Origin of the sequence: Pseudomonas sp. R45(2017) (genome assembly GCF_002112305.1) — a bacterium.
GTDB lineage: Bacteria > Pseudomonadota > Gammaproteobacteria > Pseudomonadales > Pseudomonadaceae > Aquipseudomonas > Aquipseudomonas paraglycinae.
Window position 1 is genome coordinate 233,561 of sequence record NZ_NEHH01000011.1, and the last position, 23,588, is coordinate 257,148.

General features: G+C 61.3%; 23 protein-coding genes. 7 read left to right on the forward strand and 16 right to left on the reverse strand.

The window, feature by feature from the left end; translation table 11 throughout:
• The first annotated feature begins 99 nt into the window (after positions 1 to 99).
• The 3 genes from CAF74_RS24475 (at position 100) to CAF74_RS24485 (ending at position 2,629) form a co-directional block, all read left to right on the forward strand.
• Complete coding sequence (locus CAF74_RS24475; RefSeq protein ID WP_007953999.1) at positions 100 to 1,107, forward strand: methionine ABC transporter ATP-binding protein; 1,008 nt, start codon at positions 100 to 102, stop codon at positions 1,105 to 1,107.
• A complete protein-coding gene (locus CAF74_RS24480) occupies positions 1,107 to 1,781 on the forward strand; it encodes a methionine ABC transporter permease (RefSeq protein WP_007953997.1) in 675 nt (224 codons plus the stop codon). Before CAF74_RS24475 ends, CAF74_RS24480 begins: the two co-directional genes overlap by 1 nt.
• A gap of 74 nt (positions 1,782 to 1,855) precedes the next feature.
• The gene (locus CAF74_RS24485; protein WP_007953996.1) at positions 1,856 to 2,629 is read left to right on the forward strand and encodes a MetQ/NlpA family ABC transporter substrate-binding protein; all 774 of its coding nucleotides are present in this window, start codon (positions 1,856 to 1,858) and stop codon (positions 2,627 to 2,629) included.
• 294 nt (positions 2,630 to 2,923) lie between these two features.
• Here CAF74_RS24485 and CAF74_RS24490 read toward each other — a convergent pair whose 3' ends face one another.
• From CAF74_RS24490 to CAF74_RS24510, 5 genes are read right to left on the reverse strand one after another with little or no spacing between them, the layout of a single operon-like run.
• Entirely contained in the window at positions 2,924 to 3,559 is a 636-nt protein-coding gene (locus CAF74_RS24490; protein WP_007953994.1) for an SCO family protein, read from the reverse strand.
• A complete protein-coding gene (cyoE, locus tag CAF74_RS24495; RefSeq protein WP_007953992.1) occupies positions 3,556 to 4,455 on the reverse strand; it encodes a heme o synthase in 900 nt (299 codons plus the stop codon). The genes CAF74_RS24490 and cyoE overlap by 4 nt, the downstream gene beginning before the upstream one ends.
• Positions 4,443 to 5,522, reverse strand: a complete 1,080-nt coding sequence (locus CAF74_RS24500) for a heme A synthase (protein ID WP_085748048.1) — start codon at positions 5,520 to 5,522, stop codon at positions 4,443 to 4,445. Before CAF74_RS24500 ends, cyoE begins: the two co-directional genes overlap by 13 nt.
• 10 nt (positions 5,523 to 5,532) lie before the next feature.
• The gene (locus CAF74_RS24505) at positions 5,533 to 6,126 is read right to left on the reverse strand and encodes a hypothetical protein (protein ID WP_085748049.1); all 594 of its coding nucleotides are present in this window, start codon (positions 6,124 to 6,126) and stop codon (positions 5,533 to 5,535) included.
• Complete coding sequence (locus CAF74_RS24510; RefSeq protein ID WP_085748050.1) at positions 6,092 to 6,832, reverse strand: SURF1 family protein; 741 nt, start codon at positions 6,830 to 6,832, stop codon at positions 6,092 to 6,094. Before CAF74_RS24510 ends, CAF74_RS24505 begins: the two co-directional genes overlap by 35 nt.
• A gap of 72 nt (positions 6,833 to 6,904) precedes the next feature.
• Here CAF74_RS24510 and CAF74_RS24515 point away from each other — a divergent pair, with 72 nt between their 5' ends.
• Complete coding sequence (locus CAF74_RS24515) at positions 6,905 to 7,108, forward strand: twin transmembrane helix small protein (protein WP_085748051.1); 204 nt, start codon at positions 6,905 to 6,907, stop codon at positions 7,106 to 7,108.
• A 76-nt stretch (positions 7,109 to 7,184) separates the two neighbouring features.
• Here CAF74_RS24515 and CAF74_RS24520 read toward each other — a convergent pair whose 3' ends face one another.
• The 4 genes from CAF74_RS24520 to coxB all read right to left on the reverse strand — a co-directional run bounded on the left by CAF74_RS24520 (position 7,185) and on the right by coxB (position 11,479).
• A complete protein-coding gene (locus CAF74_RS24520) occupies positions 7,185 to 8,072 on the reverse strand; it encodes a cytochrome c oxidase subunit 3 (protein WP_011331798.1) in 888 nt (295 codons plus the stop codon).
• 25 nt (positions 8,073 to 8,097) lie between these two features.
• Entirely contained in the window at positions 8,098 to 8,649 is a 552-nt protein-coding gene (locus tag CAF74_RS24525; protein WP_011331799.1) for a cytochrome c oxidase assembly protein, read from the reverse strand.
• Between the two features lie 27 nt (positions 8,650 to 8,676).
• Positions 8,677 to 10,269, reverse strand: coding sequence for a cytochrome c oxidase subunit I (gene ctaD / locus CAF74_RS24530; protein ID WP_007953983.1), 1,593 nt, complete (start codon positions 10,267 to 10,269; stop codon positions 8,677 to 8,679).
• Positions 10,270 to 10,351: 82 nt separating this feature from the next.
• Positions 10,352 to 11,479 carry a cytochrome c oxidase subunit II gene (gene coxB / locus CAF74_RS24535; RefSeq protein WP_085748052.1) on the reverse strand — a complete coding sequence of 376 codons (1,128 nt, stop codon included), beginning with the start codon at positions 11,477 to 11,479 and terminating at the stop codon, positions 10,352 to 10,354.
• 369 nt (positions 11,480 to 11,848) lie between these two features.
• Here coxB and CAF74_RS24540 point away from each other — a divergent pair, with 369 nt between their 5' ends.
• Positions 11,849 to 12,481, forward strand: a complete 633-nt coding sequence (locus CAF74_RS24540) for a hypothetical protein (RefSeq protein WP_007953981.1) — start codon at positions 11,849 to 11,851, stop codon at positions 12,479 to 12,481.
• Between the two features lie 51 nt (positions 12,482 to 12,532).
• Here CAF74_RS24540 and CAF74_RS24545 read toward each other — a convergent pair whose 3' ends face one another.
• From CAF74_RS24545 to CAF74_RS24555, 3 genes are all read right to left on the reverse strand, one after another.
• Positions 12,533 to 14,059, reverse strand: a complete 1,527-nt coding sequence (locus tag CAF74_RS24545) for a SulP family inorganic anion transporter (protein ID WP_085748053.1) — start codon at positions 14,057 to 14,059, stop codon at positions 12,533 to 12,535.
• A gap of 90 nt (positions 14,060 to 14,149) precedes the next feature.
• The gene (locus CAF74_RS24550; protein ID WP_039764830.1) at positions 14,150 to 14,881 is read right to left on the reverse strand and encodes a carbonic anhydrase; all 732 of its coding nucleotides are present in this window, start codon (positions 14,879 to 14,881) and stop codon (positions 14,150 to 14,152) included.
• A gap of 238 nt (positions 14,882 to 15,119) precedes the next feature.
• A complete protein-coding gene (locus CAF74_RS24555; protein ID WP_085748054.1) occupies positions 15,120 to 16,178 on the reverse strand; it encodes a PA0069 family radical SAM protein in 1,059 nt (352 codons plus the stop codon).
• Positions 16,179 to 16,411: 233 nt separating this feature from the next.
• Here CAF74_RS24555 and CAF74_RS24560 point away from each other — a divergent pair, with 233 nt between their 5' ends.
• Positions 16,412 to 16,714 (forward strand): hypothetical protein, encoded by a 303-nt coding sequence (locus CAF74_RS24560; RefSeq protein WP_085748055.1) that lies wholly within the window; start codon positions 16,412 to 16,414, stop codon positions 16,712 to 16,714.
• A 53-nt stretch (positions 16,715 to 16,767) separates the two neighbouring features.
• On the opposite strand, the gene CAF74_RS24565 is transcribed toward CAF74_RS24560, so the two are convergent.
• The 3 genes from CAF74_RS24565 to CAF74_RS24575 are packed head-to-tail and all read right to left on the reverse strand — an operon-like array spanning position 16,768 to position 20,615.
• Complete coding sequence (locus CAF74_RS24565) at positions 16,768 to 18,069, reverse strand: cytochrome c (protein WP_085748056.1); 1,302 nt, start codon at positions 18,067 to 18,069, stop codon at positions 16,768 to 16,770.
• 12 nt (positions 18,070 to 18,081) lie between these two features.
• A complete protein-coding gene (locus CAF74_RS24570) occupies positions 18,082 to 19,866 on the reverse strand; it encodes a GMC family oxidoreductase (protein WP_007953975.1) in 1,785 nt (594 codons plus the stop codon).
• A gap of 2 nt (positions 19,867 to 19,868) precedes the next feature.
• A complete protein-coding gene (locus tag CAF74_RS24575) occupies positions 19,869 to 20,615 on the reverse strand; it encodes a gluconate 2-dehydrogenase subunit 3 family protein (protein WP_085748057.1) in 747 nt (248 codons plus the stop codon).
• A gap of 297 nt (positions 20,616 to 20,912) precedes the next feature.
• Between CAF74_RS24575 and CAF74_RS24580 the strand changes: the two genes are divergently transcribed.
• Positions 20,913 to 21,557, forward strand: a complete 645-nt coding sequence (locus tag CAF74_RS24580; protein WP_085748058.1) for a dual specificity protein phosphatase family protein — start codon at positions 20,913 to 20,915, stop codon at positions 21,555 to 21,557.
• Here the strand turns inward: CAF74_RS24580 and CAF74_RS24585 are convergent.
• Complete coding sequence (locus CAF74_RS24585) at positions 21,544 to 23,586, reverse strand: M3 family metallopeptidase (RefSeq protein WP_085748059.1); 2,043 nt, start codon at positions 23,584 to 23,586, stop codon at positions 21,544 to 21,546. The genes CAF74_RS24580 and CAF74_RS24585 overlap by 14 nt on opposite strands.
• Positions 23,587 to 23,588: the final 2 nt, after the last annotated feature.

Sequence of the window (23,588 nt, forward strand, 5' to 3'; positions counted from 1 at the left end):
TTCGCGAAATAAATGCTAAGAACCTCTATACGGACAGGCTAAAATGCGCGCCCGGCTAACCGCTGATCCTTTTCCAACGCGCCCCACAAGGTTCGCTACGTGATCGAGTTTCAAAACGTCCATAAGACTTACCGCGTCGCCGGTAAGGACATCACCGCGCTGCACCCGACCAGCTTCTCCATCGAGAACGGTCAGGTGTTCGGCCTGATTGGCCATTCCGGCGCGGGAAAAAGTACCCTGCTGCGTCTGATCAATCGCCTGGAGCAATCCAGTGGCGGCAAGATTATCGTCGACGGCGAAGAAGTCACCGCGCTGGACGCCAACGGCCTGCGCCGTTTCCGTCAGCAGGTCGGGATGATCTTCCAGCACTTCAACCTGCTGGCATCCAAGACCGTGGCCGACAACGTCGCGCTGCCACTGACCCTGGCCGGTGAACTGTCCCGCGCCGAGATCGACCAGCGTGTGGCCGAGTTGCTGGCGCGGGTCGGTCTGTCCGATCACGCCAAAAAGTACCCGGCGCAGCTGTCCGGCGGTCAGAAGCAGCGCGTCGGCATCGCCCGCGCCCTGGCGACCAAGCCGAAGATCCTGCTGTGCGACGAAGCCACCAGCGCCCTCGACCCGCAGACCACGGCGTCGGTCCTGCAACTGCTGGCCGAGATCAACCGCGAGCTGAAACTGACCATCGTCCTGATCACCCACGAGATGGATGTGATCCGCCGCGTGTGCGATCAGGTCGGCGTGATGGATGCCGGCGTGATCGTCGAGCAAGGTTCGGTGGCCGATGTGTTCCTGCATCCGAAACACCCGACCACCAAGCGCTTTGTTCAGGAAAGCGAGCAGATCGACGAAAGCGAGCAGCGCGATGACTTTGCTCACGTGCCGGGCCGCATCGTGCGTCTGACCTTCCAGGGCGAAGCGACCTACGCGCCGTTGCTCGGTACCGTCGCCCGGGAAACCGGTGTGGACTACAGCATCCTGGCCGGTCGTATCGACCGCATCAAAGACATTCCTTACGGGCAATTGACCCTCGCCGTCACCGGTGGCGACATGGAAGCAGCCTTCGCCCGCTTCACCGCCGCTGACGTTCACATGGAGGTGTTGCGCTAATGGAAGACCTGATGAGTTTCTTCACCAATATCGACTGGTACGAAATCTGGCTCGCCACCGGCGACACCATGATGATGCTCGGCGGTTCGCTGCTGTTCACCGTGCTGCTCGGCCTGCCGCTGGGCGTGCTGCTGTTCCTGTGCAGCCCACGCCAGTTGCTCGAAGCCAAAGGCGTGTACGCCTTGCTGTCGCTGGTGGTGAACATCCTGCGTTCGCTGCCGTTCATCATTCTGTTGATCGTGATGATCCCGTTCACCGTGCTGATCACCGGCACCTCGCTGGGCGTGGCCGGTGCGATTCCGCCGCTGGTAGTGGGCGCGACGCCGTTCTTCGCGCGGCTGGTGGAAACCGCCCTGCGTGAAGTCGATCGCGGCATCATCGAAGCGACCCAGTCGATGGGCGCGACCACTCGCCAGATCATCATGAACGCCTTGCTGCCGGAGGCCCGTCCGGGCATCTTCGCAGCGATTACGGTGACGGCGATTACACTGGTTTCCTACACGGCGATGGCCGGTGTGGTCGGCGCCGGTGGCCTGGGTGACCTGGCGATCCGTTTCGGCTATCAGCGGTTCCAGACCGACGTGATGATCGTCACCGTGGTGTTGCTGCTGATTCTGGTGCAAGTGCTGCAAATGGTAGGCGACCGACTGGTCGTGCACTTCTCGCGCAAATAACCGGTTTTGTAATGACATGAGCCGGCCATTCGCTGGCAGGCGCCAGACGGGCGCCGTAAAAAGGAGTTAGCTGAATGAAAAAACTGATCGTTGCCCTGGCTGCCGTTGCAGCGTTCTCGGCCCACGCCGACGAAACCCTGACCGTTGCTGCCACTCCGGTGCCGCACGCGGAAATCCTCGAGTTCGTGAAGCCGGTACTGGCCAAAGAAGGCGTGGATCTGAAGGTCAAGGTCTTCACCGACTACGTTCAGCCGAACGTCCAGGTGGCCGAGAAGCGTCTGGACGCCAACTTCTTCCAGCACCAGCCGTACCTCGATGAGTTCAACAAGGCCAAGGGCACCAGCCTGGTGTCCGTGACCGGCGTGCACCTGGAACCGCTGGGCGCCTACTCCAGCAAATTCAAGAAAATCGAAGAGCTGCCAAGCGGCGCCAACGTGGTGATCCCGAACGACGCCACCAACGGCGGCCGTGCGCTGTTGCTGCTGGCCAAGGCCGGCGTGATCACCCTGAAGGATCCGACCAACATCCTGTCGACCGTCAAGGACATCGCCCAGAACCCGAAAGACCTGAAGATCCGTGAACTGGAAGCCGCGACCATCCCGCGCGTGCTGACCCAGGTCGACCTGGCGCTGATCAACACCAACTACGCGCTGGAAGCCAAGCTTGATCCGTCCAAGGATGCGCTGGTCATCGAAGGCAGCGATTCGCCTTACGTGAACATCCTCGTGTCCCGCGCGGACAACAAGGACAGCGACGCCATGAAAAAACTGGCCGCTGCGCTGCACAGCCCGGAAGTGAAGAAATTCATTACCGAGAAGTACAAAGGCGCGGTGTTGCCGGCGTTCTGATTCGGACGCCGCAACGAAAAAGGGGACGCCAGTGGCGTCCCCTTTTTTGTGGCCGGGTGTTCAGCTTTGGACCCACTGTGTATTCGTCCCTCACCCCAGCCCTCTCCCGAAGGGAGAGGGGGCCGACCGAGGTGTCCTGCGTCCTGCATCGACCTGAAAGATCTTGGCGATTATGGATTCGAAGCAGTACGTTCAATTCGGTGTAGCTCGCCAATATTCCCCATTCAGTCCCCTCTCCCTCCGGGCGGTCCGACGTTTCGGGAGGGTTAGGGTGAGGGCTAGCTTTTGATCTTCTTACTTGCGGTTCAACATCACCGGCAACTGCGCCACCAGCTTGGCATTATTTAACGGCGCCCGAATAAACCCGCGCTGCGTACCATCAGGCCCGATCACCGCCAGGTTCCCACTGTGATCCACCGTGTAGTTCGGCTTGCTGGTGTCCGCCGGAATGAACGGAATGCTCACCGCGTTCGCCACCTTCTGCAGCTCGTCGATCGACTTCGGCGTCAGGCCGATGAATTGTGGATCGAAGTAACCCAGGTACTGCTTCAACTGCGCGGGGTTGTCGCGGTTCGGGTCGACGCTGACCAGCACGATCTGCAATTTATCCACCGCATCCTTCGGCAGTTCGCTCTTGATCTGGCGCAACTGGGCGAGGGTGGTCGGGCAGATGTCCGGGCAGAAGGTGTAGCCGAAGAACAGCAGGCTCCACTTGCCCTTGAGCTCGTTGACCGTGACCGGTTGGCCGTCCTGATTGGTCATCGTCACGTCCGGCAGGTTACGGCTCTGCGGCAGCAGGATGATGCCGGCGTCGATCAGTGCGGTCGGGTCGCCCTGGCCCTTGCCGCTCAGCACTTTGTTGACGGTCAGGCCGAGGATCAGCGCGATCACGGCGACGAGGATGAAGACGGTTTTCTGGGTTCGAGTCATAGGTTCAACAGTAAGTAGTGGTCTACGAGCAGGGCGATGAACAGCAGAAACAAGTACCAGATAGAGTACTTGAAGGTGTTGATCGCCGCGTGCGGTCGAGTGCCACGGTACAGCACCACGGCCCATTGCAGAAACCTGGCGCCCAGACCGAGCGCGCAGATCAGGTACAGCAGGCCGCTCATGTGGATCACGTACGGCAACAGGCTGACCGCCAGCAGGGCGAAGGTGTACAGCAGAATGTGCACCTTGGTGTAGTGCTCGCCGTGGGTGACCGGCAGCATCGGAATGTCGGCCTTGGCGTATTCCTCTTTGCGATGGATGGCCAGCGCCCAGAAGTGCGGCGGGGTCCAGGCGAAGATGATCAGCACCAGCAGCAGCGGTTCGGCACTGACGTGGCCGGTGGCCGCGGTCCAGCCGAGCAGTGGCGGAGCGGCGCCGGCGAGGCCGCCGATGACGATGTTCTGCGGCGTCGCACGTTTGAGAAAACCTGTGTAGATCACCGCGTAGCCGAGCAGCGAGGCCAAGGTCAGCCAGGCGGTCAGCGGATTGGTGAAAGTCAGCAGCAAGGCCTGGCCGAGCAGCGCCAGCACCAGCGCAAAGGTCAGTGCGCCTGTGGGCGAAACCCGGCCCTCGGCCAGCGGCCTTTTATGGGTGCGGGCCATGACCGCATCGATGCGTCGGTCCACCACATGATTGACCGCCGCCGCGCCACCGGCACACAGCGCGATCCCGAGGTTGCCGAACACCAGCACCGTCCACGGCACCCCGGCGCGGGTTGCGAGGAACATGCCGACCAGCGAGGTGATCAGCATCAGCACCACGACTTTCGGTTTGGTCAGCTCCAGATAATCACGCCACAGCGCCTGCGCCGGACGTTCGCCGATCAGAATCGCCATGGCGTCTCTCCTTTAATAGTGATGGGCGCCGCCGAGTGTTTGCGCGGGCTCAGGCGCCAGCGCGCGATCATCGGCTGCTTGACCCGAACCAGACTGGTCCGCGCGTGGTAGTTGACCAGCACCATCGTCAGCAGCAGCGCCGCACCGCCGGCGTTATGCGCCACGGCCACCGGCAGCGGCAGATGGAACAGCACGTTGCTGATGCCGAGGGTGATCTGCGCCGCGAGGGCGATCAGCACCAGCCCGGCCAGTCGGGTCATGCCCACCACTTTCAGTTGCCAGGCCAGACCGAGCAGGACGAGCGTCACCAGCAACGCGCCAATGCGATGGGTCAGGTGAATCGCCGTGCGTGCATCGCTGTCGAGTTGCCCGCCGAGGTAGTTGGGGCCGATGTGTTGGGTCAGATGAAAGCCGTTGGCGAAATCTGCCGGCGGCAGCCATTGGCCGTGGCAGGTCGGGAAGTCGATGCAGGCCACCGCCGCATAGTTGGAGCTGACCCAGCCACCCAGTGCGATCTGGCCGATCACCAGCAGCAATCCAGCAGTGGCCCAATATTGCAGGCGCTTGGGCACGGTCAGCGCCGGCAGCACTCCGGACAGTCGCAAGGTCAGCAGAAACAGCAGGCTCAAGGTCGCGAAGCCACCGAGCAAATGCCCGGTCACCACTTGCGGCCAGAGCTTGAGTGTCACCGTCCACATGCCGAACGCCGCCTGGGCGAACACCACCGCCAGCAGAAACAGCGGCAGTTTCAGCGGTTGCCCGGGATGACGACGATTGACCCACGCGCGCCCGGCCAGTACCGAGATCAGCATGCCGAGGGTGCCGGCGAAGTAGCGGTGGATCATCTCGTTCCAGCCTTTATGCGCCTCCACCGGCGAGTCGGGGTAATGCAGTTCGGCATGGGCCAGTTGGGCTTCGCTTTTCGGCACGCTGATGAACCCGTAGCAGCCCGGCCAGTCCGGACAGCCGAGGCCGGCGTGGGTCAGGCGGGTGTAGGCGCCGAGCAGCACGACGATCAGTGCCAGCAGGGTGGCAAACAGCGCGAGGCGAAATCCAGGTTTGGCCATGACGATGCCCTTATCCGATGTTCGACAGTTTCAGCAGGTGGCGCAGGTCGTTGAGCAGATCCTTGCCCTTGACGCTCGGGTCGTAGCGCAGCACGAGGTTGCCGTGGGGGTCGATGATCCACAGCTGCGCTGTGGCCTTGTCGCCCATGGCCTTGCTGAAGGTGGCTGCGTCCAGCGGGTAGCGTTGCAGCTGCGGGTATTCGCGGGTCAGCTTGGCTTCGTAGTCGGCGGCCAGTGGTTGCGCGGCGGCCAGGGCGTGGCTGGCGCGCCCGGCTTCGCGGCCCAGGCCGATCTGGATCTGCCGCGCCAGGTACACCAGTTGCTGGCAGTCCACCGCGCAATCCTTCGGCGCGGTGACCAGCATCTGCCAGCGCGTTTCGTCAGCCTGGATGCCAAGGTCGGCGCGGGTCTGGCCGTTGCCGATCAGTTCGCCGTGATAGCTGCGACCTTCCGGCACCCAGAACTGCAACTTGTACATGCCGGTGGCGAGGATCATCGGACCGACCACGCCGAGCACGATCAACAGCAGCTGGATACGTCCGCGACGGCGACTGGCCGGGGCTTTTGCTTCAGACATGCTGGGTGGATTCATGGCCGCTCCCATGGTGTTTCTCCTTTGCGTTGTGCCAGCCGAGATAGAGGTAGAGACCGAACAGGGCGGTGGCCATGGCGAACCACTGCACGGCGTAACCGAGGTGTTTTTCCGGGCCCATTGCGACCACCGGCCAGTCGGCCTGATAGCTGGCGGGGCCGGGTTCGGCGCGTAATTCGTAGGCGAAGCCGTCGCGTTCGAGGGTTTTCCACAATTTCGCGGGTTCGACGGCGGTGACGGTTTGCGGCCAGCGGCTGCTGACCGGATCGGCATGCAGCTGGAAGGTGGCGCCGGGGGCGACGTACACCCAGGCATCGACATTCACGGCGTCGGTCGGTGTGTTGAATTGCGGGGCCGTGCGCCGATCCGGCCACGGCAGCCAGCCGCGATTGACCAGCAGCCACTGGCCGCTGCGTTGATCCTGAAACGGTTGCAGCAATTCGACGCCGACCTTGCCGTTGCGCTGACGGTTGTCCAGCAACAGGCTGTGGGCGGCATCGAACTGGCCGTACAGATGCACCCGGCGAAAGGCCGGATCGGCGCTGTGCAGCAACTCGGTGCTGGCCATCGGTTCGGCGGCACGGCGTTCGGCGTAGCTGGCGAGCAGGGCGGTTTTCTCCGCGCCCCGGCCCAGTTGCCAGAAGCCCAGCGAAATCAGCAACGGCAGCAGCAGGCCGACCACCAGTGTCGGCACCACGCCCGGCCGGAAGCGCTTCATGGTCGCGCCAGAAAATCAGTCAGTGCGATCACTATACTCAACTGCATCGCTTGTTCCCCCGGAGTTCTTCCCATGCTCAAAGCAGCCATCGTCCTGATGCTGATTGCCACGGTGGTCAGCCTGTTCAGCGGCCTGTTTTTCCTGGTCAAGGACGACAGCAGCTCGAATCGGCTGGTGATCGCCTTGAGTGTTCGGGTGGCGTTGGCCGCTTGCACCGTCGGCTTGATTGCCTGGGGTTTCTACAGCGGCCAACTGGTGTCCCACGTGCCGTGGTAGCTGCAAGCGCCAAGCTACAAGCTACAAGCCTTACCGTTTTGACTTGAAGCTCGCAGCTCGCGGCTCGCAGCTGCTGTTAAAGCACATAAACGAAGATGAACAAGCCGATCCAAACCACATCGACGAAGTGCCAATACCAGCTCGCCGCTTCAAAACCGAACTGATGTTCGTTGTCGAAGTGGCCCTTCATGATGCGCATCAGCATCACGAACAGAATGATCGTGCCGATGGTCACGTGGGCGCCGTGGAAACCGGTGAGCATGAAGAACGTCGCGCCGTAGATGCCCGAGCCGAGGGTCAGCCCCAGTTCGTGGTAGGCGTGGATGTATTCTTCGGCCTGGAAGCCGAGGAACGCGCAACCCAGCAGCACGGTGATCGCCAGCCACAGTTTCAGCGCGCCGCGATGACCTTTCTTCAGCGCGTGGTGGGCGATGGTGATGGTCACGCTGGAACTCACCAGCAGGATGGTGTTGATCAGCGGCAGGCCCCAGGGGCTGATGACTTCCTTGGGCGGCGGGAACAGTTTCGGATCCGGCGTGTGCAACAGCGGCCAGGTGAACTGGAAATTCGGCCAGAGCATGTGGGCGATGCCTTTGGTGCCTTCGCCGCCCAGCGCCGGGCCGGAGATGTGTCGCACGTAGAACAGCGCGCCGAAGAAGGCGATGAAGAACATCACCTCGGAGAAGATGAACCAGCTCATGCCCCAGCGGAACGAGCGGTCCAGTTGCGGGCTGTACAACCCCGCGCGGCTCTCCTTGATCACCGTGCCGAACCAGCCGAACAGCATGTACGCCAGCAACAGGCCGCCGACGAAAAAGATCAGCGGGCCGTGGGATTCCGGACGCGCTGCCTTCAGATCGTTGAACCAGGTCGCCAGACCGTACACGGTGACGAACATCCCCACCGTGGCGACGATCGGCCACTTGCTCTGGGCCGGGACGTAATAGTGCTCATGAGTTGCCATTTATTGTTCTCCTTATCGGGCACGCTTAACCGCCAGTGTTTGCAGCCACCGGAGGATGTCGGGCGGTGATATCGAACAGCGTGTAGGACAGCGTCAGGTGCTTCACGTCCTTGGGCATGTCGCGGTCAACGATGAAACGCACCGGCATCTCGATCTGCTGACCGGGCTGCAGCACCTGCTGGGTAAAGCAAAAGCATTCGGTCTTGTGGAAATACGCCGCCGCATTGCTCGGCGCGATGCTCGGTACGGCTTGAGCGCTCATCGGTTTGTCGGTGGGGTTGCGCGCGATGAAGATCATCTCGTTCACCGCGCCGGGGTTGGCCGTCAGTTCGTCATGCTTGGGATAGAAATCCCACGGCATGTCGGCGGTGTTGGTCGACAGAAACTGCACCCGGACCTGCCGCGAAGCATCGACGGTCTGCTCGCCCTCGTACTGCCCGGCGGTCTTGCCGTTGATACCGAACGCCTTGCACATCACGTCGTAGATCGGCACCAGGGCAAAGCCGAAGACGAACATCGCCACCACCACGCCGAGCAGTCGGGTGACCAGCTTCTTCATCGAAATCGAGTCAGCCATGGTGGCGGCCCTCAACGGCTACAGGGTTCATTTCACTTCCGGCGGCGTGGTGAAGGTGTGATACGGCGCCGGAGACGGCACGCTCCATTCCAGACCTTCGGCACCATCCCACGGTTTGGCCGGAGCCGGCTCGCCGCCACGGATGGTCTTGATCACGATGAACAGGAAGAAGATCTGCGTGGCGCCGAACATGAACGCGCCGATCGACGAGACCATGTTGAAGTCGGCGAACTGCAGGTTGTAGTCCGGAATCCGCCGGGGCATGCCCGCCAGGCCCACGAAGTGCATCGGGAAGAACGTCAGGTTCATGCCGACGAAGGACAGCCAGAAGTGCAGCTTGCCCAGGGTTTCGTCGTACATGTGACCGGTCCATTTCGGCAGCCAGTAATAGGCCGACGCGAAGATCCCGAAGATCGCCCCCGGCACCAGCACGTAGTGGAAGTGCGCGACCACGAAGTAGGTATCCTGGTACTGGAAGTCCGCCGGGGCGATGGCCAGCATCAGCCCGGAGAAACCGCCGATGGAGAACAGGATCACGAACGCCACGGCAAACAGCATCGGTGTCTCGAAGGTCATCGAACCCTGCCACATGGTGCTGGCCCAGTTGAACACCTTCACCCCGGTCGGCACCGCGATCAGCATCGTCGCGTACATGAAGAACAACTCGCCCACCAGCGGAATGCCCACCACGAACATGTGGTGCGCCCAGACGATAAACGACAGGAACGCGATGCTCGCCGTGGCGTAGACCATCGAGGTGTAGCCGAACAGCGGCTTGCGCGAAAAGGTCGGGATGATCTGGCTGACGGCACCGAAGGCCGGCAGGATCATGATGTACACCTCGGGGTGGCCGAAGAACCAGAACACATGCTGGAACAGCACCGGGTCACCGCCGCCGGCAGCACTGAAGAAGCTGGTGCCGAAGTGGATGTCCATCAGCATCATCGTCACGCACCCGGCCAGCACCGGCATCACCGCGATCAGCAGGAACGCGGTGATCAGCCAGGTCCAGACGAACAGCGGCATTTTCATCAGGGTCATGCCGGGGGCGCGCAGGTTGAGGATGGTGGCGATCACGTTGATCGCGCCCATGATCGAACTGATCCCCATCAGGTGGATGGCGAAGATGAAGAACGTCACGCTTTCCGGGGCATAGGTGGTGGACAGCGGCGCGTAGAACGTCCAGCCGAAGTTCGGCCCGCCACCGGGGGTGAACAGGGTCGAGACCAGCAGCAGGAACGCCGCCGGCAGCAGCCAGAAGCTGAAGTTGTTCATCCGCGGCAGGGCCATGTCCGGCGCACCGACCATCAACGGGATCATCCAGTTGGCGAGGCCGACGAACGCCGGCATCACCGCACCGAACACCATCACCAGGCCGTGCATGGTGGTCATCTGGTTGAAGAACGCAGGTTCCACGATCTGCAGTCCGGGCTGGAACAGCTCGGCGCGGATCACCATGGCGAACGAGCCGCCGAGCAGGAACATGCAGAACGCAAACCACAGGTACAGCGTGCCGATGTCCTTGTGGTTGGTGGTCAGTACCCAGCGCATCAGGCCTTTGGCGGGGCCGTGGGCGTGGTCGTGGTCGGCATGACCGTGGTCATCGATGACAGCGCTCATGGCCGGTCTCCTTCAAGTGAGTGGACTGGGCAGGCCGGGACGCAGGGCCCCGACCGGTTCACGAAGTACGCAATAGACCGGCTCATTTGCTTTCCGCCTGTTTCAGCTCCAGCACTTCTTTTGGCGTGACCATGTCGCCCTTGTTGTTGCCCCAGGCGTTACGTTCGTAGGTCACGACCGCTGCGATATCGACTTCCGACAACTGCTTGCCGAACGCCGCCATGGCGGTGCCGGGCTTGCCGTGGAAGACAATGCTCAGGTGCGCGTCTTTCGGGCCGGTGGCGATTTTCGAGCCCTTGAGGGCCGGGAACATCGGCGGCAGGCCCTGGCCTTCGGCCTGGTGACAGGCGACGCAGGTGGTGTGGTAGATCTTGTCGCCGCGCTCCTTGAGCTCGTCGAGAGTCCATTCCTTGCTGGTCAGCTCCTTGAGCTGCATCGCTTCGGCCTTGCGCTCGGCGAGCCATTTTTCGTAGTCGGCCTTCTCCTTGACGTCGACCACGATCGGCATGAAGCCGTGGTCCTTGCCGCACAGTTCGGCGCACTGGCCACGGTAGAGGCCCGGCTTGTCGATGCGGGTCCAGGCTTCGTTGACGAACCCGGGAATCGCATCGCGCTTGACCGCGAAGGCCGGCACCCACCAGGAGTGGATCACGTCGGCGGAGGTCACGAGGAAGCGCACCTTGGCGCCGGTCGGCAGCACCAGTGGCTTGTCGACCTCGAGCAGGTAATGCTCGCCCTTGGCTTCCTTGTTGTGGATCTGCTCGGCGGGCGTGGCCAGGTTGCTGAAGAACTCGACGTCCTGGCCCAGGTATTTGTAGTGCCACTTCCACTGATAACCGGTGATCTGGATATCGATATCCGGCTCACTGGTGTCGTACATCTTGATCAGGGTCGCGGTCGCCGGAACGGCCATCGCCACCAGGATCAGCAGCGGGACGACGGTCCAGAGAATTTCGACGGTGGTGCTTTCGTGGAATTTTGCGGCGACCTGCCCGGTAGAACGGCGGTGCACCATCATCGACCAGAACATGGCGCCGAAGACGATGATCCCGATCACCACACAGATCCAGAAAATGGTCATGTGCAGGTCGAATACTGCGTGACTGATTTCAGTCGCTCCAGGCGCCATATTCACAGTCCAGGCAGCTTGCACCGGGCTGAAAATCGACCACAACAGGAGGCCCATCCAGACGTGTGGATGTCGCATCATTGCGGGTTCCCCTTATCGTTCTTGTTATCCCGCCGGCTTTCACCAGAGGCAAGGGAGCGGCTGCATCAGACTACGAACTTGAATCGCCGGGCCTTGCTGCGTGGGCAGTCGGGCGTCATCAGCTAACTCCATTCAATGGCGAGTATAGACAGCCGCTGAGAAATGCAATGTGAGGACGTAAATCGTATGGAACAGCTGACGCTTGCGTTCCAGGGCACGAATGGAGAAGGATGCAGACGAGTGTTGGCAAACCGATATAACGCCGGTGCATCAAGGATGAAATAATTATGACAAATGCGTCTTAGCATTTTTCGTAAGCCAGCTAAGTTATGTCTTCCCTATTTCATTGCCTTGTTTCCTGGAGTTTTCATGAACACCGCCGCATTGCGCGAGCAGATCCACATAGCCCGACAACACGAGATTGAAACCGGAAAGCTGACCCGTCAGCTGGAAGCCCAACTGCAACACCTGCACCCGGCCATCCAGTTGCCGGAAACCGACGCCAACGGCGTGCTGACGCGGTTTGTCGCCGCCTACATCGACGAAGTGCCAGACCTGCTGGATGCAGCCAATGAAGTCGCCAGGGAAGCGGGAATCGAATCGCAGATCAAACCGGTGCTGAAAATCGCCGAGCAGTACTTCATCCAGCCGCCCGTGGGCCTGGACAGTCTGCTGGACGAAGCCTATCTGGCGCACCGTTTTGTCGAAGAGGTCAACGACCTGTACATCAAGCATTTCGGCCAGCCACTGATCCCCTTGGACATGACGGTCGCCAATCTGATTGCTCACCAACTGATCGGTGAGGAATTTGCCAACCAACTCGACGAAGTGGTGCATCACGCGGTGGACAGCATGCTCGACGACGACAGCTTTGCGCTGGAGTCGGTGGAAGCCTACCGCGAGAAACTCAGCAGCCCGGACACCGGTGCGGCGTGGAAACGCTGGCCGTGCATGAGCCGCCGTCTGGGCGTGGGCCTGGAGCTGGATCAGCCTGCGGCTTGATCCCGGCGCAAACGATTGGGGGAACAGATTGCTCTGTTCCCCCAAATGTTTTCAGCCCGCCGCTCCGATCCCGGTGGTGGTGCGGATCCGCCCCTCGAGCCGTCGTTTCAACCCGCGCGACTCGATCAACAGCTTCGCCCCCTTGGCCGCATTCGCCCGGCCCCACTCCTCGAGCAGTTCCAGACACGAATGGTCGATGTAGCTCAGGTTATTGAGCGGCACATGCACCGTGGTGCCCGGCGGAATGCTGCCCAGTACCTGAGTCAGTGCCGGCACTTTGAGGAACGTCGCGGCGCCCACCAGGCGCAACTCCATTTCCCCGTCCTGCGGCAGATCGATCAGGCTGATTTTCAGGCGTGAGGCCTTGAACGCCAGTTTCACCAGGGTCAGACCGAAACCGATCAGCACGCCGGTCAACAGGTCGGTGAAGATGATCGCCAGTGCTGTGGCGGCGTAGGTGAACATCGGCATCCGGCCATATCGGGCCAGACCACGGAATGCCTTGAGGTCCACCAGTTTGAAGCCGGTGTAGACCAGAACGCCCGCCAGACTCGCCACCGGAATGCTCTGCAACACGCTCGACAGCAACAGCACGAACGCCAGCAGCCACAGGCCATGGAAAATCGTCGAGTAGCGTGTGGTGGCGCCGGCCTGGACGTTGGCCGAACTGCGCACGATCACCCCGGTCATCGGCAGCGCGCCGACCAGACCGCAGAGCATGTTGCCGACACCTTGCGCCGACAGCTCACGGTCGAAATCCGAACGCGGGCCGCTGTGCATGCGATCCACCGCAGCGGCGGACAGCAGGGTTTCGGCGCTGGCGATGAAGGCCACGGCGAATGCGGCGATCAGCAGCGTTGGATCGGCGAGACTGAGCAGATCCGCCGGTTTCAGCCAGTCGATGGCTTCGGCCAGGTTCTCTGGCACTTCAACCCGTTTCACTTGCAACGCCAACAGCAGGCTGGCGCCTGTCGCCAGCCCGACCCCGAGCAGCGCGCCCGGAATAAAGCGCAGCGAATGCGGGCGGAATTTCTCCCACAACCACATCACGGCTATGGTCGACAGCCCGAGCAACCCGGCCTGCCAGCCTAAGGACGGCAAGGCCTGCGCCACTGCGCCGGGGAATGCCGTGAGGTTGTCGAGGCCGGAGGGTTTCGGTGACGCATCGAGCATCACATGCACTTGCGACAGCACAATCAGCACGCCAATCCCCGCGAGCATGCCGTACACCACCGCTGGCGCCGTGACCCGGAACCAGCAACCGAGCTTCAGCCGTCCGGCCACCAGTTGCAGAAAACCGGCGAGCAGCAGGATCGGCCCGAGCATTTCGATGCCGTGCTGGCGCACCAGCTCGAACACCAGCACCGCCAGACCCGCCGCCGGCCCGCTGACCTGCAACGGCGACCCCGCCAGCCAGCCCACCACCAGACCGCCGATGATCCCGGTGATCAGGCCTTTGGCCGGCGGCAGCCCTGACGCAATGGCAATGCCCATGCACAGCGGCAACGCGACCAGAAACACAACCACTGAAGCGAGCAGCTCCCGTGGCAACATAGCTTTCAATTGAGCCGCACGCATGGCGATACTCCCGAAGTTTTCTTCAGGCGTGGCAAGGCCTGGCCGCTGAAACAGCGGCCGGCGTCAAACCACACGGATTTTTAGGAGGATTTAGAAGCGCGCTTTGGGCGTCGCCACCGGGATCGGATGGCTGCCGTCGAGCGGCAGGAAGCATCCCTGATCCGCGTCGTAAGCTTTGATTTCGCTGGTTTCGATGTTGTAGACCCAGCCATGGATGAACAGATGACCGTTCGCCATGCGCGAGGCTACCGAAGGATGGGTACGCAAGTGCTGCAGTTGGGCGATGACGTTTTCCTCGGTGAGGATCGGCATGCTTTCTTTTTCGTCGGCGCAGTTGCAGTTGTCATGCACCATGGTTTTCGCGACTTCGGCGTGGCGCAGCCAGGCTTTGACCGTCGGCATCTTTTCCAGGCTGTCCGGGTTGAGCACCGCGCGCATGGCGCCGCAGTCGGAGTGGCCGCAGATGATGATGTGCTGCACGCCAAGTGCCAGAACCGCATATTCGATGGCGGTGGAAACGCCGCCGTTCATCTGGCCGTAGGGTGGCACCACGTTGCCGACGTTCCGCGTCACGAACAGATCGCCGGGCGAACTCTGGGTGATCAGTTCGGGCACGATGCGCGAATCGGCGCAGGTGATGAACATGGCCCGTGGCGACTGGGCCGTGGCGAGTTTCTTGAAGAGTTCTTCCTGCTGCGGAAAGACCTCATGATGAAAATGCAAAAAGCCGTCAACGATACGATTCAACGCTGCATCGGCGGATTCCGCCACAGGGGCGGCTTGCGCCGACGCAGCCAACGGCTGTTTATCCTTGTCACTCATGATTCATCCTCATTGGCGGATTCGGGGAGTCGTTCCCGTGTATTCCGGTGTGAAGCCAGTGGCTGTTTAGAACATCCGGGTCATCCCGACCCGTCAGTCACTCGATGAACAAGGTAACCGCCGAAACTTAACTCAAACTGAATCAAGCGCTCTAGAACGTGTGTTCCAGGTCACAAAAAACGTGACCGGCGTAAACCGGGCCAAGCATTCCTTCCTCTCAACCATAGGCCAATTGACCCTAAATCAGCGCCATCTGGCGACCCGGCGGACAGAAGGCTGTGCAGTCGAGGTTGAAGCCTTCGCGGTGATTGAGCCCCAGGCGCTTGATCGCTTTGGCGAAGCGCTGGGCGAGCAGATCGGCGAACGGACCCTCGCCGCGCATCCGGGCACCGAAACGGCTGTCGTAAAGCTCGCCGCCACGGCTCTGGCGGATCAGGCTTAGCACATGCGCCGCACGTTGCGGGTAGTGTGCCTCAAGCCATTCCTCGAACAGCGGCGCCACCTCCAGCGGCAGGCGCAGCATCATGTAGGCCGCGCTCTGGGCACCGGCGGCGTGGGCTTCGGTCAGCAGGCTTTCGATTTCGCTGTCGTTGATCATCGGAATCATCGGCGAACACAGCACACCGACCGGAATCCCCGCCTCGCGCATGACCCGGATTGCCCGCAACCGGGCCTTGGGCGCGGCGGCGCGGGGCTCGAGAATGCGTTTAAGTTCGTCGTCCAGGGTGGTCAGGCTGATCATCACCGCCACCAGCCGTTGTTGCGCCAGTTCGGTGAGCAGGTCGAGGTCGCGCAGGATCAGCGAGCCCTTGGTGACGATGGTCACCGGATGCCGGTAGCGCAGCAGCACTTCGAGGGTCTGGCGGGTGATCCGGTGTTCGCGTTCGATCGGCTGATAGGGATCGGTATTGGAGCCGAGGTTGATCGGCGCGCATTGATAGCCTTTTTTCCCCAGCTGTTCTTCCAGCACTTGGGCGGCGTTGGTTTTGGCGATCAGTTTGGTTTCGAAATCCAGCCCCGGCGACATGTCCCAATAGGCGTGGCTGGGTCGTGCATAGCAATAAATGCAGCCGTGCTCGCAGCCGCGATAGGGATTGATCGAGCGGTCGAAGGGCAGGTCCGGCGAGGTGTTGCGGGTGATGATGGTCTTCGCGGTTTCGAAGCTGACTTCGGTGCCCTGGGTCAAAGGCACTTCCTGAAACCAGCCGTCATCCTCGGCCACCGAACGACTCGGCGCGAAGCGGTTGTGCGGGTTGGTCGCGGTGCCGCGACCGCGCGGGGGCAAGGGGCTGGTCATCACGGGTGTCCTTTGTCTGTACATGCATACAGTATCCGCAAGGTGGCGGATGATCCACTACCGTTCAGCCGTCGATCAATAAATCGAGCGGTTAGTTGCAAGTTTGTCTAGAGCTAAAGTTGTAGTTGTGCAAATTGAAGAAACATAAGTTGGCTGTTCGTTTACTGTTCAAGTTCGTAGTATCCACTTCGCTTCACACCACTTGACTATATAAAAGACAAAAGGATTTGATGATGTCGTTTTTTAATTCGCGCGGTATTTTTCTGCAACTGATGCAGCCCGGTCCATCGGAACCCAATACACTGGTTTCCATGCAACTGGCGCGTAAGGAACTGGGATGGGATGCCGAGGCTGGCGTGCAGACCGAAATGCTGGTTGATCCGATTTTTGTCACCGCGACCTCCCGGGATGGCGGCCATATCTTCAGCATCGGCCGTCTGGAGCACGATGTGGATCGTGACGGTGAAATCGGTGAGCAGGATCGAGCCAAACTGGTTGCTCTGGCCAAAGCCTATGCCAGTATTACCAATCCGTAACAGCCATTAAATAAATAACCCCTGCATGACTGATCATGCAGGGGTTACTGCGTTTAGTTGTGGTTTGTTACTTGTCCAAGATCACCGGCTGATGTTGTAGTCATATCGTCGGTACGTAACTTGGCAACATCTTTTGCGGTGACGGTGGAGCCCTTGTTACCCCAACTTCCACGAATAAAGCTCACGACATCCGCCACTTCCTGATCCGACAGTCGCCAGGCGAAACCCGGCATGGTGAAGGTCGATGGCGCTGCGTGCGTCGCAGGCAGGGTGCCGCCCTTGAACACGATGTGAATCAGCGAGGTCGGGTCGTCCGATTGCAGCACCGGATTGCCTGCCAGCGCCGGGAACACCCGGGTGTATCCGTGGCCGTCCGTGCGGTGGCACGCCGCGCAGTTGTCGATGTACACAGACGCGCCACGTTGACTGTCATCACCGTTCCAGAGTGCCTTGGCGGCTTTCTCGTCGTACTGGTGCGGCTGGTCGGCAGGATCATTGGCCGGCAGCGATTTCAGGTAACGGGCAATCGCGGTCAGGTCGGCGTCGGTCATGTACTGCATGCTGTGGGTGACCACGTCGCTCATGCCGCCGAACACCGCGCTGCGGTCGCTGCGACCGGTCTTGAGGAATTGCACCAGTTGTTCTTCGCTCCAGCTGCCGAGACCGTCCTTGTGGTCGCCGCGCAGGCTCTTGGCGATCCAGCCTTCCAGCGGCGCACTGCCTGACAGAAAACTGCTGCCTTCGGCCGCGCTCAGGGATTTTTCCTGCATGGTCAGGGCCCGTGGCGTATGGCAGGCGCCGCAATGTCCGAGGCCTTCCACCAGATACGCCCCACGGCTGACGACGGCATCCTCCGACGCGGCTTTGTAATCCTCGACCTTCGGTGCGAACAGCCAGCGCCAGCCCATCAGCGGCCAGCGCATGCTCAGTGGCCACGGGATGTCGCTGGCCTTGTTCTCTTGCGCCACCGGTTCCACGCCGTGCATGAAGTAGGCGTAAAGCGCCTGCATGTCGGTTTCGCTGACACGGGCGTAGGACGGGTACGGCATTGCCGGGTACAAGGTACTGCCGTTTTTGGCCACGCCATGCCGCACGGCCTGGTCGAAATCCTCGAAGCTGTAGTCACCGACGCCGGTTTTATCCGGGGTGATGTTGGTCGAGTAGATCGTGCCGATCGGGGTTTCCATCGGCAGGCCACCGGCGAACGGCTTGCCGTCCCTGGCCGTGTGGCAGGCCACACAGTCGCCGGCTCGGGCGAGGTATTCGCCTTGCTTGATCAAGGATTGATCAACTTCGGCGCCATGAACGGCAGTGCTGCCGAGCAGGGCCAGGGTCGCGATAACGAGAGTCTTCATGGTCATCGCTCCTTAAGCCTGAACCAGCGGGCCGGGGTTTTTTAGGTATTGCTCGCGGATCGCTTTCGCCGACCAGTAGGTCAGCGCGGCAACTAGGCCGGTCGGGTTGTAGCCCAGGCCTTGCGGGAATGCCGAGGCGCCCGGGACGAATACGTTGTGCACGTCCCAGCTCTGCAGGTAGCGGTTCAGCGCGCTGGTCTTCGGATCGGTGCCCATGATCGCGCCACCGTTGAGGTGGGTGGTCTGGTAGGACGCGGTGTTGAAGTGGTCGCCGACTTTCTTGCCGATTACGGCGATGGCTTTCGGGCCCATGGCCTCGGCTATCTTGCCCATTTTCTCGACCATGAAGCGGTTCATCTTGATGTCGTTTTCCTGCCAGTCGAACGTCATCCGCAGCAGCGGCATGCCGTAGGCATCGCGGTACACCGGGTCCAGATCGAGGTAGTTGCCACGGTAGGACTGATGCGCGCCGTGGGCGTCCATCGACACTTGGTGGGTGTAGTAATCGGCGGTGGCGCGTTTCCACGCACTGCCCCAGGCCGGAGTGCCCGGCGGGTTGGAGGTGCCGGCGATCGGTCGGCTGCCGGCCTGGTTGACCCACATCGGCGAGCCACCGACGAAGCCATGCGGTCCGTGATCGAAGTTGTCGGCGTTGAAGTCATCCACCGCCACACCGTTGCCGCCGGCGCCGATGAAGTTGTTGGTGTGGGTGTCCTTGTCGAAGAACGCCTTGATGGTGGCCATGTTCTGGTAGGCGAAGTTGCGCCCGACCACGCCTTCACCGCTGACCGGGTCGTAGGGTTTGCCGATGCCGGAAAGCAGCATCAGGCGCACGTTGTGCAACTGGAACGCGCCGAGGATCACCAGATCCGCCGGTTGCTCGATCTCGCGACCCTGGCCGTCGATGTAGGTGACGCCGGTGGCCTTGGTTTTCGTGCTGTCGAGGTTGACCCGCAGGACGTGGGCGTTGGGCCGCAGTTCGAAATTCGGCAGCGGTTTCAGCGCCGGCAGAATGTTCACGTTCGGCGACGCCTTGGAATACATGTAGCAGACGTAACCGCTGCAGAAACCGCAGAAGTTGCACGGGCCCATCTGCGCGCCGTAAGGGTTGGTGTACGGCCCTGAAGTATTCGCGGAAGGCAGGTTGTAGGGTTTGTAACCGACTTCGGTAGCCGCTTTGCCGAACAGCTGTGCGGAAACCGTGTTCTTCTGCGCTTCCAGCGGGAACGGGTTCGAGCGATCCGGTGCGTACGGGTTGCCGCCCTTGCCCTGGCCGACCAATTGGCCTTTCACGGTCCAGGCCTGGCCGGAGGTGCCGAAGACTTTTTCGGCGAAATCGAAGAACGGTTCCAGCTCTTCATAGCTGACACCGAAGTCCTGGATGGTCATGTCCTTGGGGATGAAACTTTTGCCGTAGCGCTCTTCGTAGTGGCTGCGCATGCGCAACTCGATCGGGTCGACCCGAAAGTGCACGCCCGACCAGTGCAAACCGGCGCCGCCCACGCCATTGCCCGGCAGGAACGCGCCCAGTTGGCGGTTCGGCAGGGCGATGTCGTTGACGCTGTGACGGATGGTGACGGTTTCCTTGGAAACGTCCTGGAAGAGTTTTTTCCGCACGCTGTAGGTGAGTTCGTCGATCACCTGGGGATAGTTGCCGTCCGGGTAGGTGTCCTGCATCGGTCCGCGTTCCAGCGCCAGCACGTTGAGTCCGGCTTCGGTCAGCTCCTTGGCCATGATCGCGCCTGTCCAGCCGAAACCGACGATCACTGCGTCGACCTTCTTCATTACCGTTGCCATGCTCACGCCCTCTCGCCGCGAATCGAAACTGCCGGGAAGGGGTACTGCTCGTTGCGTTCCACCCAATCCATGAAATCGGCGCGGGCGCCGGGGAAGCCGATCATGGTCCAGCCGACCATGCCTTTATTGCCGCCGTGGATCGGGTCGCAGAAGAACCCTTCCTTGGTGTTTTGCAGCAGCAAGCTGAAGAAAATCTTCGCCGGAACCGCGTCGAATTGCGGTTTTCCGGCTTCAAGCTGCTTGAGCAGATCGTCTCGGGTAGCGCTGTCTTGCTCGGCAAATGTTTTACCGTTGATGGATTTTGCCCACTGATCCGTGGCGGCGATGCCGAGGCGATAGATCTCTTTTGGCACCAGTTTGCTCTGCCAGCCCATCTCTGGCGCGGCGTCGGCATTGAACGGGCCCTGCATGTACCAAAGAGCACCGGCGGCGTACGGGGTGTTCATCTGACGGTCGATGTATTCCGGCACGCCGGCCTCGAGCGCACCTGGACCCTGCGCATCTTTGGGGATCAATTGCGCGACGGCGGCATTGATGAACGCCCACTCTTCGGCGGTGAAGTAGCTCGGCTGATAAGTGCTGGCCTCAACGGCGGCCGTTTTCGCCGGAGCTGTGGCAGGCGCGCTTTCAGGCGCTGCTTGCAGCACCGTGCTGCCGAGACCGCTTCCGGCCAGAGTCACGACCGGAATCAGGGTCAGGGATTTGCGCAAAAACTCACGCCGCGGGTTGTCTCGATCTTCATCAGACATGGGGATGCACCTCATCAGGCATTGATGGTTGTCAGCCGTTTCTGTGAACGGCTCAAGAATTTTCTGGCTGCGACGTGGCCGGAATGACCGGGAGAAAGGGGACGCGTCTGCAACATGATGTGACAAATGGTAGCAGGCTAAGCAACCGGATGAACCGATTCAGCCGAAAAAAGACCGCTTTTCGACCAAGGGAACCGGTGTCTTCACGATTCTTTTACAAGCGCCTCACGGGGATTTGACTACGTGGCTAGCAAGCTGCGGCCTTCACTGACGAAACCCACACGGTCGCCGTAAAGCATGTTCCTGACGCGTTTTTCCTCCGCATTCTGTTTGTCGCTGCTTGCGCTGTTTAGCTGGATTCCCGCTCAGGCTGCGGACACTCCGGCTTCCCGTCCCGTCGAGTGGGCGCAACCGGTAGAAGTGCAATACAACTTGTTCCAGATGTCGCCCACGCTGTATCGCAGCGCGCTCCCCGACGACGGCGCGGTACCGTTGCTGAACAACCTGAAGGTGGCCACGGTCATCAACTTCCTGCCGGAAGCGGATTCCAAATGGTTGAAAGCCCCCGGTATCCATCAGGTGCAATTGCCCTATCGCACCAATCACGTGGACGACAGTGACGTGCTCAAGACCCTGCGTGCCATCCAGTCCGCCGAAGCCGATGGCCCGGTGTTGATGCACTGCAAGCACGGCTCCGATCGCACCGGCCTGATGGCGGCGATGTACCGGATCGTCGTGCAGGGCTGGAGCAAGGAAGACGCCCTGAACGAAATGACCCAGGGCGGGTTTGGGGAGAGTGGGCACTTCCGGGACAGCGTGCGCTACGTGATGCAGGCCGATGTCGATAAATTGCGCACCGCGCTGGCCAATGGCGATTGCAGCACCAGCGCGTTTGCCACGTGCTCGATGAAGAGCTGGTTTCAGACGGTCAATCTGAAGTGACCCGTCCGGCCTCCACGTCAACGAGACCGGCGACCGGCCGGCCGATGAACGCTTCTACCGCGTCCAGCAACGGACGCCCCGCACCTGGTGCAAAGAACGTGGCGCGGAACTCTCGGCCGGTTTGCGCGTTGAACACCCAGTCCCGGTTGAAGCGCTTGAACGCTTCCTGAGCCAGCGCGCCCGACCAGACGTAGGCGTAAACCGAAGCGTCGTACTGGGTCACCATGTAATCGAATCCATTGGCAAACCGGTGATCGCCCGGCAGTTGCAGAGGACTCAGGCTGCGCTGCACGTCGGTGCAGACCTCCTCGACCGAGCGCCCGTCGCCGGGGGTCAGGTGCAGCTCGAAATCAATCATCGCCCCCATCAGCAACAAGGCCTGCTGCCGGCTGGAGTGGGCCTGAGCAGCTGACAGTGCCGCGTCGACCCGTGTGGCGCTCAAGCGTTCGCCGGTCTGAAAATGCGCGCCGAGCCACAGCACAAACTCCCGCGACAAACACCACTGCTCGAACAACTGCCCGGAAAACTCCGCCGCTTCATGGCCCAGTTGCAGGATGCCGGACAGGCTGTGATGGGGCGAGCGTGTCAGCACGTGTTGGAGGCAATGGCCAAACTCATGAAACAGCACCCGCAGATCGTCGATTTCGAGCCAGCACGGATGGGTATCGGTGGCCGGTGTGAAATTGCTGTAGAGCAGGGCAATCGGCAGCGCCGGGCGGCCTTCGGCGTTGATCCCGCGATTGCGCAGCGTGGAGGTGCCGGGGAAGTCCACCGCGTTGTCGCGGTGAAACGGGTCGAGGTAGATGTAGCCGATGACCTGTTCATGCTCGCTGATTTCCAGCAGGCGCACATCGTCATGCCAGTGGCCGCCACCGGACCGCTCGACGATGCGTATCCCGAACATTCGTTCGCAGAACAGAAAGAGCCTGCGCAGGGTGCCCTCGAGCGGAAAGTAATCACGCAGGTTTTCCAGCGCACCGGGAAACTGCTGTTGGCGCCATTGTTCGGCGAGGAAATCTTCATCCCACGGCTGAACCCGGTCAATCCCGCGTTGCTGCGCGAAGGCTGCCAGTTGTTTTGCATCCTGCGCGAGGGCAGGTGCCAGCTGCGCCACCTGACGCTGGAGAAAACCACTGACCCATTCCGTCGTCCGGGTGCTGTTTTTGGCCAGACTCAGTTGCGCGGCGTTTTCATGGCCGAGCAAACGGGCTTTTTGCTGGCGCAGGGCAAGCAGCCTGGTCAGCACCGGGCCGTTATCGAAGCGACCGGCCAGCGGCCCGCGATCGGAGGCACGGGTCATGTAGGCAACGTAGCATTCCTCCCGCAGGGCGCGGTTTTCGGCGTACTTGAGGATGTGCTGGCAGGTGTTCTGGTCCAGCCGGATCAACCAGCCGTCATGCCCGGTCTGGCGTGCGGCGAGTGCCAGCCGATCTTTCATGGCCGGCGACAAGCCTGCGAGCAGCGCAATATCGTCAATACGTTTGCTCCACGCCTCGGCCCAGCGCTCGAGGTTGTCCAGAAACACGTACTCCAACCCGCCGATCTCGCGGTTCAACCGCGCCAGTTCCTGTTGCTGTTCAGCAGGAAGCTCGATGCCCGACTGCTTGAAACGACGCAGAATCCGCGACAGTGCGATGTTGCGCGACTCATCGAAACTGCCGGCGATCGAGCTTTGTGCCAAACGCTGGTAAGCCTCGTACAACGGGCGATTGCGGGCTTTATCGGAGCGATACTGATTGATCGCCAGATGCGCTTTGGCGCTTTCCACGAGCCAGACCGCATCGTCGGATCTGACCATCGACAACGTTTCAAGAATCGAGCGAACTTCACCGAGGCGCGCGTCGGCTTCGTCGATGCTCAGTACCAGATCATCCCAGCCGGAATGTTCGGTCTGACTGGCGATTACCTGGGCGATGATTCGTTGGTTGTCCGCAATGATGCTGGTGACCGCCGGCAGCAGGTGCTCGGCGCGAATCGCTGGCCACGGTGGCAGCGTCCAGTGTTGCAGGAGGGGATTGGTGTCGGGCATGG

Bases quoted from the DNA above. Each gene is read 5' to 3' on its own strand.
- CAF74_RS24505 (WP_085748049.1), bottom strand. From the start codon at position 6,126: ATGGGAGCGGCCATGAATCCACCCAGCATGTCTGAAGCAAAAGCCCCG.
- CAF74_RS24550 (WP_039764830.1), bottom strand. From the start codon at position 14,881: ATGAGTGACAAGGATAAACAGCCGTTGGCTGCGTCGGCGCAAGCCGCC.
- CAF74_RS24480 (WP_007953997.1), top strand. From the start codon at position 1,107: ATGGAAGACCTGATGAGTTTCTTCACCAATATCGACTGGTACGAAATC.
- CAF74_RS24490 (WP_007953994.1), bottom strand. From the start codon at position 3,559: ATGACTCGAACCCAGAAAACCGTCTTCATCCTCGTCGCCGTGATCGCG.
- ctaD (WP_007953983.1), bottom strand. From the start codon at position 10,269: ATGAGCGCTGTCATCGATGACCACGGTCATGCCGACCACGACCACGCC.
- CAF74_RS24515 (WP_085748051.1), top strand. From the start codon at position 6,905: ATGCTCAAAGCAGCCATCGTCCTGATGCTGATTGCCACGGTGGTCAGC.
- CAF74_RS24500 (WP_085748048.1), bottom strand. From the start codon at position 5,522: ATGGCCAAACCTGGATTTCGCCTCGCGCTGTTTGCCACCCTGCTGGCA.
- CAF74_RS24555 (WP_085748054.1), bottom strand. From the start codon at position 16,178: ATGACCAGCCCCTTGCCCCCGCGCGGTCGCGGCACCGCGACCAACCCG.
- CAF74_RS24485 (WP_007953996.1), top strand. From the start codon at position 1,856: ATGAAAAAACTGATCGTTGCCCTGGCTGCCGTTGCAGCGTTCTCGGCC.
- CAF74_RS24525 (WP_011331799.1), bottom strand. From the start codon at position 8,649: ATGGCTGACTCGATTTCGATGAAGAAGCTGGTCACCCGACTGCTCGGC.
- CAF74_RS24585 (WP_085748059.1), bottom strand. From the start codon at position 23,586: ATGCCCGACACCAATCCCCTCCTGCAACACTGGACGCTGCCACCGTGG.
- CAF74_RS24570 (WP_007953975.1), bottom strand. From the start codon at position 19,866: ATGGCAACGGTAATGAAGAAGGTCGACGCAGTGATCGTCGGTTTCGGC.
- CAF74_RS24565 (WP_085748056.1), bottom strand. From the start codon at position 18,069: ATGAAGACTCTCGTTATCGCGACCCTGGCCCTGCTCGGCAGCACTGCC.
- CAF74_RS24545 (WP_085748053.1), bottom strand. From the start codon at position 14,059: ATGCGTGCGGCTCAATTGAAAGCTATGTTGCCACGGGAGCTGCTCGCT.
- CAF74_RS24510 (WP_085748050.1), bottom strand. From the start codon at position 6,832: ATGAAGCGCTTCCGGCCGGGCGTGGTGCCGACACTGGTGGTCGGCCTG.
- CAF74_RS24520 (WP_011331798.1), bottom strand. From the start codon at position 8,072: ATGGCAACTCATGAGCACTATTACGTCCCGGCCCAGAGCAAGTGGCCG.
- CAF74_RS24560 (WP_085748055.1), top strand. From the start codon at position 16,412: ATGTCGTTTTTTAATTCGCGCGGTATTTTTCTGCAACTGATGCAGCCC.
- CAF74_RS24540 (WP_007953981.1), top strand. From the start codon at position 11,849: ATGAACACCGCCGCATTGCGCGAGCAGATCCACATAGCCCGACAACAC.
- coxB (WP_085748052.1), bottom strand. From the start codon at position 11,479: ATGATGCGACATCCACACGTCTGGATGGGCCTCCTGTTGTGGTCGATT.
- CAF74_RS24580 (WP_085748058.1), top strand. From the start codon at position 20,913: ATGTTCCTGACGCGTTTTTCCTCCGCATTCTGTTTGTCGCTGCTTGCG.
- CAF74_RS24575 (WP_085748057.1), bottom strand. From the start codon at position 20,615: ATGTCTGATGAAGATCGAGACAACCCGCGGCGTGAGTTTTTGCGCAAA.
- cyoE (WP_007953992.1), bottom strand. From the start codon at position 4,455: ATGGCGATTCTGATCGGCGAACGTCCGGCGCAGGCGCTGTGGCGTGAT.